We start from the raw sequence: 9,923 nt of genomic DNA, 5'->3' as shown, positions 1-9,923 counted from the left end.
CTGGTGGGCGGTGCGGGTCTGCCCCAGATCCAGGGTCGGGCGCCGACCGGTGAACGCCTCCTCCAGCTCGGCGAGTTTGGCGCGCAGGCGGCGGGCGCACTGGGCCAGCGCCTTGGGGTCGCGCTCGCCGGCGATCAGCGCGGCGAGCATGTTCCGCCCGGAGGGGCCGAAGATGTCGGTGGCCACCGCGGTGACCTTGATCTGGGCGTCCTCCAGAAGCTTCTCCACGCGCTGCTTCTCGCTGGTGCGTGCGGCCACCAGGTCGGTGCGGTAGTGGGTCAGGTCCCGCAGCGCGCGGATCTCGCGTGGCAGGACGAAGCTGGGGCGGATCATCTGCCGTTCAGCGATCTTGGCCAGCCGGACCGCGTCGAGCTTGTCCGTCTTGGGCCTGCCCGGCAGATGCTTGACGTCCCTGGCGTTGACCAGCCATACCTCGAAGCCGACGGCCTCCAGGAGGTAGAACGCGGGCCGCCAGTAGTCGGACGTGGCATCCATGACCACCCGGGTCACCCCCAGACAGCGCAGGTGGCCGCACGTGCCCAGCAGGGAACGGGTCATGGTCGGGTAGGCCGCGACGTCCTGCATGCGTCGCCCCGGGGACCCTTCACGGGGCACCCGGGTGCAGCACACGACCTCGGCCTTGCCGATGTCCAGCGCGGCAACCCGCTCGATGATCTCCTCGGTGTCCTGCGTCTCTTCCAGCACCACTGCCCTCCCTCAACTCCCGGGCGGCTGCCGCCTGTGGGAGCCAAAGGGCTGGTGGAGGAATCTCATCCGCGTGCTCGAAGCGACACTGAAGGCGCCCGATGACTGGCTCCCCGCGCCCGGCTCGGTTACGACCTCGAAGGTCACAGACAAGACGGCGTCGACAGGCAGCAACCACACCCGTTTTCCGCCCGGAACGGGCGTCGCCGCAGGGGATCCGACGGGCTCAGGTGATCTGGTTCGCCTGGGGCGTTTCCGCCCGCTTGCTGGGTTCGCGCTGAAGCTGGCCGTCCAGCCATGCGGCGACATCCGTGATGACCGCCGCGTCGACGTGCTGAGGTGCCGTGTACCCGGCGGGCGTCGACGGTCCGGTCCCTGGGAAGAAGAGGTGGTCGTCGGTTTCGTGGATCTGGATGGTGACGTCCGGACGCCCGGTCAGTCCCTCTCGCCAGAGGGACAAGTCGTGCTCGACGGTGACCTGATAGTCGCGGCCGCCCTGGAGGATCAGCAGCGGCTTGTCCAGGCGGGCGGCGGTGGCGACCGGGTCATAGGAGCGCAGGTCCAGCCAGTACGAGGCAGGAAGGCCGAAGGGCAGTTCCTCCCGGGGTGTACGGGGTGACAGGGCGGTCTCGACGGTCGCGGCCTGTCGGGTGATCTCCGCAAGGACCGCCTCGGAGTGCGGGCCGGGGTCGAGGGCGGCGAGGTGGCCCACGACCCGGACGGCCGCCCGGTGCATGGGCTCGGCGTCACCCGCCAGGACCACGACGCCCGCGACGGACGGCTCGGTCTCGGCGACCCGTGGGGCGACCTTGCCCCCCATGCTGTGCCCGGCGACGAACACCCGGCTGGAATCGACGCACGCCTCCTCCTGGAGCAGACGCACGGCGGCGACGGCATAGGGCAGGTACTCGCGTGTCATCGTGAAATCGTCCGCGGCAGCCACCTCCGCCGCGTGTGTGAAGGTCACCTTGTCGTAGCGCAGCACCGCCACGCCGCGGCTGGCCAGACCCCAGGCGATGTCCTTCAGGGGCTTGTTGGAACCGCTGGTCGCGTCCCGGTCGAAGGGACCTCCGCCGCTCAGAAGCACGACCCCGGGCCATGGGCCGTCGCCGCGCGGAACGGTGACGGTGCCGGCCACTGAGAGAGCGCCGACTCCGACCGTGACGTCGTGCTCCTCGAAGGTATCCGGATCCGCGTAGGAAGGCACCGTCCACGGTTCGCAGACAGGGGGCGCGAGGCGCAGCCCGTTCAGCAGGCCGGCGGAGTCGACCGACATCACGGCGGTGAACTGTCCCCGCTCGCAGACCACGGGAACGCTGACACGGATCAGGTCCGGCCGCAGGCTCTCGCTCAACGGTTCACCGAGGCCCGTGACCGGACCGGTTCCCGCGGTCTCGGCGAGCCAGGCTGCCTGAAGGGTCTGGGCGCTCAGCGCAGCACGCAACGGCGGGGCGAACAGTGCGGCGATCTCCCTGAATCGGCCATCGCGGGCCCACTCGACCACCAGCACGGCGGTTTCCTCCGCAGTCTGCATCCCCCCACCTTTCTTAGATTTGAGAAAGGTAGCATGCGTGAGAAAGTGGGGTGATGGACACCTTGGAACTCCTGGCGCATCCTGTCCGCCTCCGCGTGGTCCACGCACTGCGCGGCGGGCGAGCCCTGACCACCGGCCAGTTGTGCGCTCTGATCCCGGACGTGTCCAAGGCGACCGTCTACCGGCACGTCGACCTTCTCGCAGCGGGCGGCATCCTCGACATCGCCGACGAACGGCGAGTGCGGGGCGCCGTCGAACGCCGCTACCGGCTACGGCAGGAACGCGCGGGCGTCGACACGGAAACCGCGCGCGCACTCACCCCGCAGCACCACGAACGGGCATTCGCTGCCGCCATGGCCGCCTTGGTCGCGGAGTTCGGCGCTTACCTGGAGCGCGAAGGCAGTGACCCCGTGGACGACCTCGTCGGCTATCGGCAGCACGCGATCTGGCTCAACAAGGACGAGCTCGTAGCACTGATCAGCGCGATGCAAGCCGCCATCGCGCCCCTCCTCGCCAACGAACCCTCGCGGGAACGCACCCGCTACCTCCTCAGCCCCATTCTCTTCCCCGCCGAACAGGCCGAACAGCAGGACCCGCTGTAGCCGACACCCCCCGCTCAGCGGCTCACCCCAACCGCCCGCCAAGGAGGGACACCACCGCTCGCGGTGAACCAGATCTTAGGACGCTCTCTGGCGTGATCGACTTCGGTGCCCTGTTCGCCGGCGATCCGGCGTGGGACCTCGCGGCCGCGTGGGTCATCCTTCCTGCGGGCTGGCTGCTCTGAAAAGCCTGTTCCTCATGTTGATGGGCCAGAACGGAGATCGGGGCCTTCCTGGCTGCAAGCCGACATGGGGACCCGTCGGCCGGGCAGCGCTTGATCGTGTTCTGATAGGCGGTTTGGTGTAGGCACGGAGCGACGATCCTCCTCCGACAATCTCGGCGCGCAGCTGGACAACAGCGGCCTTCAGACAGCGGGCCGTCGTCGTACGCCTGGCTGACCTACACCCATCTCTCAGGCCGCGACCGCGCAGAGAAACTGAACCAGGGAATGCAGCAGATCCATTCCCGCGAGGCGGTCGCCTCCGGTGCCGCCGCCGGCGGCGAGCCCTGGCAGTACTACGACCTCGGCCACGCCTGGTGCACCTACACCTTCTTCGAACAGTGCCAGCACCGAATGGCCTGCGCGCGCTGCGACTTCTACAACCCGAAGGAATCCAGCAAGGGCCGACTGCCGGAGGCGAAAGACAACCTGCAGAAGATGCTGGCCAATATCCCGCTCACCGACGATGAACGCGCCGCCGTCGACAACGGGCAGACCGCCCTCGACAAGCTCCTCGACCAACTCGCCGACAGTCCTACCCCCGCAGGGCCGTCGCCCAGCCAGATCGGCGCCCCCGCGACACTGCTGCCGGTCATCGACCTCACCACCCGCACCCGATCGTGCCGACCTGGGGAGCCGTGCTGAGGACCCCTCGAACATTATCCAGATGTGGGACAGCACGAGAAGATGCCAGAGTCACCGTCGTGACCTTGATGAACGTGCTCGTCGACTTCGCCCGGACCGGCCGTATCGGCCCGCTTCACTGCGGCATGCCCCTGACCCAGGCCGAGGATCTCCTGGGGCCAGGACGCCCGCACCCCGCCATCCGGATGAGACCAGACATCGACGGCTACCCCTACTCCTGGAACGGCCTGGAGCTGTCCATCACCCAGCGCCTTGTAAGCGGAATCTCGATCAGTCTCCGGCCGGGATCGACAACCAAGTTGCCGCCCCTGGTCTTGCCAGACTCAGAGTCCTACCCGTCCACAGTGCTCCGAGAAGACCTGATCGCCGGCCTTGACGCAGTCGACTGCCGCCACGACATCAACGGCCGCCTCACGTTCGGAGAGCAGTCCAGCATCATTTCCCAACCCGCCAACGTCTGCGCGGTGTTCTTCACACCTGGCCGTAACGACCACGTGCCCCATCGTGGACGCCTCTACCTCGGCGTGATCCACAAGCACACCGCTTGACGTCTCTGATTCCACAGAACGCCCCGGTGCACCTGCTACGGCTTCATGGCCCGCTGGGTCGCCGCCGGTGTGATCGGCCAGATCCGCGACCAGCTCCGCAAGCGCATCCGACGCGAGATGGGCCGGGCCCCGGGCGCGGTCGCCACCGTCATCGACTCCCAGTCGGTGAAGGCCGCGGAGACGGTCGGTAAGGACTCACGCGGCTACGACGGCGCGAAGAAAATCAACGGCCGCAAGCGCCACCTGGTCGTGGACACCAAGGGCCTGCCGTTGTTCGTCATGGTCACCCCGGCCGATATGACCGACCGCGACGCGGCCGAGGAAGTCCTGTTCCGGCCGCGCTGACGTACCCGGAAACTACCGTCGTCTGGGCCGACTCCAGCTATGCCGGACAGCTCGTAACCTGGGCGAAGAAGCACCTGAACCTGACCCTCAAGACCGTCAGCCGGCCGCCGAACACACCAGGATTCGTCATCCTGCCCCGCCGCTGGGTGGTCGAGCGGTCGCTCGCTTGGATCATGCACGCCCGCCGCCATGCCCGCGACAACGAACGACTCGTCCAGCACTCGGAGTCACTGCTCACTTGGGCCGCGATCACGCTCGTGACCTGGCGCATCACCCGCAGGCAGTCCCGCCGGACAGGGCAGCCCACATTCTGCGAGGGCGACAGGTACTGACGGTCGCCCGGACCACCGACACCCAGCTCTCACAGCGTTCCCGGCCCCTCGACTCTCCAACGGGAGGCAGAAACCCAAGCCGGAGGCGTTCAGTCTCCAGGGGCCGGTGGCGTGGTGACGAGTTCGCTGGCCAGGCAGTTGTTGACCATGGCCAGGAGCTCCTGGTCCGTGAGACCGAGCTCGCGCGCCTGGGTAATGAGGCCGTGCACGGCCTCGGTGAGCCGGGCCTGGTCCGCGACGCCGGGCGCCGCGGTGATCACCGCGCCCCGGCCACGGCGTAGCTCGATCAAGCCCTCGTCACGCAGTCGCTGGTAACCGCGCAGAACCGTGTGCACGTTGACGCCCAGCGACTCGGCGACCTGGCGGGCAGGCGGCAGTCGCTCACCGGGGGCCGCCGTGCCGTTGGCGATTGCCCCCCGTACACAGGCGGCGATCTGCTCGCCCAGCGGCACGGGAGAGCCGGAAAGCACCCGAAACAGCATCCCTACTCACGCTCCACGTGACGATTGACCAAGCCGTTGAGCAGCGCGGCCGCGGTAGTCGAGTCGTCGACGGTGACGACGTATTCGCGTTTCCCCACCGTGCGGACCGAGAGCGCCTCCCCCGAACGCAACACCACGCCCCGTCGGTTCGGGCGTATCCGATAGCCCCAGCCGCCGAAGTCCCCCATGGCGTTGACCTGGATGCTGCTGGCACTGACGATGCTGCCGAGCGGCAGGGCCAGCCGGGGCCTGGGCAAGACCGTCGAGGCAACCATGAGTCCGCGCCGGTCGACGGTAACCCGGACACCGGCGAACAGTGCGCAGGTCATGCCAAGGACGAGCGACAGCAGTCCTGCCTGCCACGGACCGAACGCCACGAAGAACAGCCCGCTGAGCGTGACGGCGCCGGCCGGTAACAGCAGTGCGCGGGAGATCATGGTGCGGCTCCAGACCGCGGCCTCGCCCTCGGCCAGCGGCAGCGAGGGGGTCGGTGGCGCGGGCGCGGGGCGCGGCCCGGCGCTCATCAACCACCAGGCCAGCGCGCCGGTAGCCACGCCCGCGAGCAGCAGCACGGCCACATGCCACATCGGCAGTTGCACATCAGCCGGGTCCTGGACGTCCGTGTTGACAAGGACGGTGAGGATCAGCGCATAGCCGAGCGTGACGGCAGTGCCAGCGCCGACCGCCACGGTCAGCCTCGACCCCGAACTCTCCTTGGAGACCAGGGTCAGGACGGTGAACAGCAGTCCAAGACCAAGGAGCAGACCACCGCCGAACCACAGTGCGGCGGTCCGGCTCATGAAGCCGTCAGCCCCGCCATCCCCCGAGAAATGGGTGGCGATCCTCCCGGGCAGCCGGTCGTAGCTTGCCAGAAAGATACCGATGTAGGCGGCAGTAGCGATGCCGAACGGAACGGCCGTCAGGGCGCACCTGCGGGTGGCGGTCATCTGACTCCCTCACATCATTGTTCTCATTCAAGTAGAACAATGACACTCTACCTTCAACAGAGAGTTCGGAAACAGGCGCCGAGAGGTCGTTTTCACCTTCGTTGCTCTGGTATCGGCTACCTTGCGAGTCGTGGGGATTCGATGCCGGTGAGGCGGTCGGTGCGGTGGAGGCCCGAGAGTTGGACGGTGTGACGCCTGGGGTGGGATGCGGCTTGCGCCTGTCTCATTCCTGGACGCCCTGGTCCAGGCCGTGCTTCCACGACTGAAGACGCACGCCTGGGCGCACTCGGCTCGGCACGGTATGCCCAGGTCATGACCGAGAGACGTCCGTATCCGAGTGATCCGTCCGATGCCCGCTGGGACTTGATCGAGCCGGCCCTGAGGGCCTGGCGCCTCACCGGCGAAGCCACCATCTCCTGGCGCGACCCGACATCACCGGATCAAATCCGCATCACGGGATGAAGCAACGGGAGACAACGACCTCTCAGCGCGGAATCACCCAGCCCGGCCTCCAGGTCCCGGCGGCATCGTGGTCAGCCGCTGTGGCGGCGAGGTGGGCGCGGAGGGTGGCCAGCGCCGGGTGGGGGTTGTCGCGGTGCCAGAGGAGCGCGTGCGGGTAGACGGGTGTTGGGTCGGTCACCGGGATGCGGCGCAGGCCGTGGCCGGCGGGCCAGACCAGGCGGGTCTGCGCGGTCGTGAAGGTGGCCAGGGTCGGGGTGTCGGCGACGGTGTCGAGGAGCGCGTCGGAGCCGAAGTTGGGGCCGGTTGCCTCGATGGTGAGGCCGAACTCGGCGACGAGGGCGTCGTAGTAGGCGGCCCACTCGGTTCCGGGAACGATGCCAGGCATCCAGATCCGGTGGCCTGCGAGCTGGGCGACGGTCACCGACCGGGCGCGGGCCAGCGCGTGGGCGGGTCCAGTGAGGAGCTGGTGCGGCTCGTCGAGCACCCGGACGGACTCGATGTCCTCGGGGAGGGGCCGGCCGGGCATGGCGACGGCACGGAAGGAGGCGTCGATCGCACCGGACCGGATGGCGGCGACGGCCGTCTCGACGTCGAACAGCATCACCACGTCGAGGTCGATCTCGGGGTGCGCGTGGTGGAAGGCGCGCATCAAGCCCGATGGCGCGACGCGCGAGGCGATCACGTCGACGCGCAGCGGACGGCGGCCGGTGCGCACGGAGGCGACCGCGCGTTCCTCGACGCGCAGCAGCTCGCGCGCGTGGGGCAGGAACGCCTGCCCGTCGATGGTCGGCTCGGCACCGCGCGGCGTGCGGGTGAACAGCCGCACGCCGAGATCGCGCTCCAGCCCAGCCATGCGCTTGGAGACAGCCTGCTGGGTGATCGACAGGTCGGCGGCGGCTTTCTGGAACTGGCCCGCTTCCGCGACGGCGACGAAGGTACGTACTGCTTCGAGATCCACGCCGACCCACCTTAGTGAACAACGGATGGTTGTGGATATCTTGCATGACAGTTGTTTGACCTGCTGTTCTCCAGCCCGCTTAGCTCTCACAGATCAACGTCGGTTTGTTCTTGTGGTTCGCCAAGGGGAGCGCGCTGAGCATGATGGGCAGGAGACCGTTGGGCCGGCAGTTCGGCTGGCTGTGGGCGGCATACGCGGTGAGCGCGTACGGGTCCGGGCTGGGATTCGGGGCATTGCCGCTGATCGCCGTGCTGGTGTTGCATGCCGGCCCCGCTGAGGTGTCCGCGCTGTCCGCGGTGGGGCCTGCGGCGGGCGCGCTGATCGCGGTGCCACTCGCGCCGTGGGTGGAGTTCAGGCGCAAGCGCCCAGTCATGATCATGATGGACCTGACCCGGTTTGCGGCCATGGCGACGATCCCGGTCGCCTACGCCTTCGGTCGGCTGAGTTTCGTCCAGCTGCTTGTGATCTCGGCCGTGGTCGCCGCAGCCAAGATCGCGTTCAACGCGGCCAGCGGCGCCTACCTCAAGGCCCTCGTCCGGCCGGATGACCTGCTCGTCGCCAACGCGCGGTTCGAGTCCACGAACTGGAGCTCCATCGCGGTCGGGCCACCGCTGGGCGGGGCGGCGATCGGTCTGTTCGGGCCGGTCACCACCGTGGTGGCCGACGCGCTCAGCTACCTGTTCTCCGCGCTGGGCATCACCGCGATTCGCGGCCGAGAAGAAGCGCCGCGAACAACCGATAAGAGCTCGGTCCGGGCGGGCGCAGTGCTTGACGGCTGGCGACACATCCGGCGCCATCCCGGTTTGCGGGCGCTCTACCTCAACCAAATGCTCGTCGGCGGTCTGATCATGGCCACCGAGCCACTGCTGGCCGTGCTACTCCTGCGCCAGCTCGGGTTCCCACCTTGGCAGTACGGCCTCGCCTTCGCCGCCCCCTGCGTCGGCGGCCTCATCGGCTCCCGGCTGGCCCGCCGTGTCGTGGCCCGCTTCGGCCGGCACTGGGTCTTCCGGACCGTCGGCACCCTGCGCGCCATCTGGCTGATCGGCCTGGCCTTCGTCCGTCCCGGCATCGTCGGCCTCGTCACCGTGATGGCCGTCGAACTGGCGATCATCATCAACATGAGCCTGTACACCCCGGTGCTCGCCACCTACCGGCTCGAACACACCCCCAAACATCTCGTCGCACGCACCCTGTCGGCCTGGTCGATCGGCCAGCAGGCATCCATCGCCATCCTCACCGCGCTCGCCGGGCTGCTCGCCGACGTCACCAGCCCACGCACCGCTCTCACCGTCGCGGGACTGCTCATCCTGACCACCCCGCTCCTGCTTCCCCGCGACGACCACACGCCGCAGCACGAGCCGGAACTGGCTCGTAGCCACTCATGACACACCGCAACTCGCCGCTGAAGCCCCGCAGGCCGCAGCTGGTCCGCCGATACGCGTCCGCCTCGACCGGGCGCACACCACCAGCCAGGAGAACACTCACGTGAGCGCTGCCCCCGCACTTGACCCCGCGCACACCGCACTTCTCGTCATGGACTACCAACCCGCGATCCTGGCCGTTCTGCCCGAAGACGGAAACCGCGAAGCCCTGCTCGATCGCATGGAAGGGGCCATCGCCGACGTTCGCACAAACGGCGGCACCATCGCCTACGTACGCGTCGGCTTCACCGACGCCGACTGGGATGCGATCCCGGCCGCCAACAAGTCCTTCGCCCCGCTGGCCCAACACCGCGTCATGCACCGCGAGGACCCTGCCACCGCCATCCACGAGCGCCTGGCTCCCCAGGACGGCGACATCACCGTGCGCAAAATCCGCTACGGCGGTATGTCCACCACCGACCTCGACCAGCAACTGCGCGAGCGCGGCATCACCACTTTGGTCGTCTCCGGCATCAGCACCAGCGGCGCCGTCCTGTCCACCGTCATCGACGCGGCTGACCGCGACTACCAGCTCTACGTCCTGTCCGACGGCGTCGCCGACCCGGACACCGAAGTCCACAACGTCCTGCTCCACAAAGTCTTCCCCTCACGGGCCCACATCATCGACACCGCTGAGCTGCACGCCCTGCTCCGGACTGACTGACCCGAACCACGAGCCGATCCCACCTGCGGTCGCCGCACCCACCCGTGCGGCGGCCCACCC

General features: G+C 68.4%; 10 protein-coding genes and 3 pseudogenes. 8 read left to right on the top strand and 5 right to left on the bottom strand.

What is annotated here, in order from left to right:
- Positions 1-45 precede the first annotated feature (45 nt).
- Together OG568_RS58970 and OG568_RS58965 are read right to left on the bottom strand one after the other, a co-directional pair.
- Positions 46-708: pseudogene (locus tag OG568_RS58970) on the bottom strand (IS110 family transposase); the annotation flags it as partial.
- 223 nt (positions 709-931) lie between these two features.
- A complete protein-coding gene (locus OG568_RS58965; RefSeq protein WP_329538165.1) occupies positions 932-2,239 on the bottom strand; it encodes an alpha/beta hydrolase in 1,308 nt (435 codons plus the stop codon).
- 53 nt (positions 2,240-2,292) lie between these two features.
- Here OG568_RS58965 and OG568_RS58960 point away from each other — a divergent pair, with 53 nt between their 5' ends.
- The 5 genes and pseudogenes from OG568_RS58960 to OG568_RS58940 all read left to right on the top strand — a co-directional run.
- Entirely contained in the window at positions 2,293-2,841 is a 549-nt protein-coding gene (locus OG568_RS58960) for a helix-turn-helix domain-containing protein (protein WP_329538164.1), read from the top strand.
- A gap of 80 nt (positions 2,842-2,921) precedes the next feature.
- Positions 2,922-3,145 (top strand): annotated as a pseudogene (locus OG568_RS58955) (aminoglycoside phosphotransferase); the annotation flags it as partial.
- 142 nt (positions 3,146-3,287) lie between these two features.
- Complete coding sequence (locus tag OG568_RS58950; protein WP_329538163.1) at positions 3,288-3,704, top strand: hypothetical protein; 417 nt, start codon at positions 3,288-3,290, stop codon at positions 3,702-3,704.
- 59 nt (positions 3,705-3,763) lie between these two features.
- Positions 3,764-4,252: a hypothetical protein gene (locus OG568_RS58945; RefSeq protein WP_329538162.1), complete on the top strand. Its 489-nt coding sequence runs from the start codon at positions 3,764-3,766 to the stop codon at positions 4,250-4,252.
- Between the two features lie 21 nt (positions 4,253-4,273).
- Positions 4,274-4,875, top strand: a pseudogene (locus tag OG568_RS58940) (IS5 family transposase); the annotation flags it as partial.
- A gap of 143 nt (positions 4,876-5,018) precedes the next feature.
- Here the strand turns inward: OG568_RS58940 and OG568_RS58935 are convergent.
- Both OG568_RS58935 and OG568_RS58930 read right to left on the bottom strand, forming a co-directional pair.
- On the bottom strand, positions 5,019-5,411 hold the full coding sequence (locus OG568_RS58935; protein WP_266592301.1) for a GntR family transcriptional regulator: 393 nt from the start codon (positions 5,409-5,411) through the stop codon (positions 5,019-5,021).
- A 2-nt stretch (positions 5,412-5,413) separates the two neighbouring features.
- Entirely contained in the window at positions 5,414-6,358 is a 945-nt protein-coding gene (locus OG568_RS58930) for a DUF1648 domain-containing protein (RefSeq protein ID WP_329538161.1), read from the bottom strand.
- A gap of 312 nt (positions 6,359-6,670) precedes the next feature.
- On the opposite strand from OG568_RS58930, the gene OG568_RS58925 reads away from it, so the two are divergent.
- Entirely contained in the window at positions 6,671-6,820 is a 150-nt protein-coding gene (locus tag OG568_RS58925) for a hypothetical protein (RefSeq protein WP_329538344.1), read from the top strand.
- 22 nt (positions 6,821-6,842) lie between these two features.
- On the opposite strand, the gene OG568_RS58920 is transcribed toward OG568_RS58925, so the two are convergent.
- Entirely contained in the window at positions 6,843-7,778 is a 936-nt protein-coding gene (locus OG568_RS58920) for a LysR family transcriptional regulator (RefSeq protein ID WP_329538160.1), read from the bottom strand.
- 140 nt (positions 7,779-7,918) lie between these two features.
- Between OG568_RS58920 and OG568_RS58915 the strand changes: the two genes are divergently transcribed.
- Both OG568_RS58915 and OG568_RS58910 read left to right on the top strand, forming a co-directional pair.
- Positions 7,919-9,163 carry an MFS transporter gene (locus OG568_RS58915; RefSeq protein ID WP_329538159.1) on the top strand — a complete coding sequence of 415 codons (1,245 nt, stop codon included), beginning with the start codon at positions 7,919-7,921 and terminating at the stop codon, positions 9,161-9,163.
- A gap of 100 nt (positions 9,164-9,263) precedes the next feature.
- Positions 9,264-9,863 (top strand): cysteine hydrolase family protein, encoded by a 600-nt coding sequence (locus tag OG568_RS58910; protein WP_329538158.1) that lies wholly within the window; start codon positions 9,264-9,266, stop codon positions 9,861-9,863.
- Positions 9,864-9,923: the final 60 nt, after the last annotated feature.

This window comes from Streptomyces sp. NBC_01450, from assembly GCF_036227505.1.
Classification (GTDB): Bacteria; Actinomycetota; Actinomycetes; order Streptomycetales; family Streptomycetaceae; genus Streptomyces.
This window is presented reverse-complemented; position numbering and strand designations above follow the sequence as displayed.

Bases quoted from the DNA above. Each gene is read 5' to 3' on its own strand.
- OG568_RS58950 (WP_329538163.1), top strand. From the start codon at position 3,288: ATGCAGCAGATCCATTCCCGCGAGGCGGTCGCCTCCGGTGCCGCCGCC.
- OG568_RS58935 (WP_266592301.1), bottom strand. From the start codon at position 5,411: ATGCTGTTTCGGGTGCTTTCCGGCTCTCCCGTGCCGCTGGGCGAGCAG.
- OG568_RS58965 (WP_329538165.1), bottom strand. From the start codon at position 2,239: ATGCAGACTGCGGAGGAAACCGCCGTGCTGGTGGTCGAGTGGGCCCGC.
- OG568_RS58960 (WP_329538164.1), top strand. From the start codon at position 2,293: ATGGACACCTTGGAACTCCTGGCGCATCCTGTCCGCCTCCGCGTGGTC.
- OG568_RS58930 (WP_329538161.1), bottom strand. From the start codon at position 6,358: ATGACCGCCACCCGCAGGTGCGCCCTGACGGCCGTTCCGTTCGGCATC.
- OG568_RS58915 (WP_329538159.1), top strand. From the start codon at position 7,919: ATGATGGGCAGGAGACCGTTGGGCCGGCAGTTCGGCTGGCTGTGGGCG.
- OG568_RS58925 (WP_329538344.1), top strand. From the start codon at position 6,671: ATGACCGAGAGACGTCCGTATCCGAGTGATCCGTCCGATGCCCGCTGG.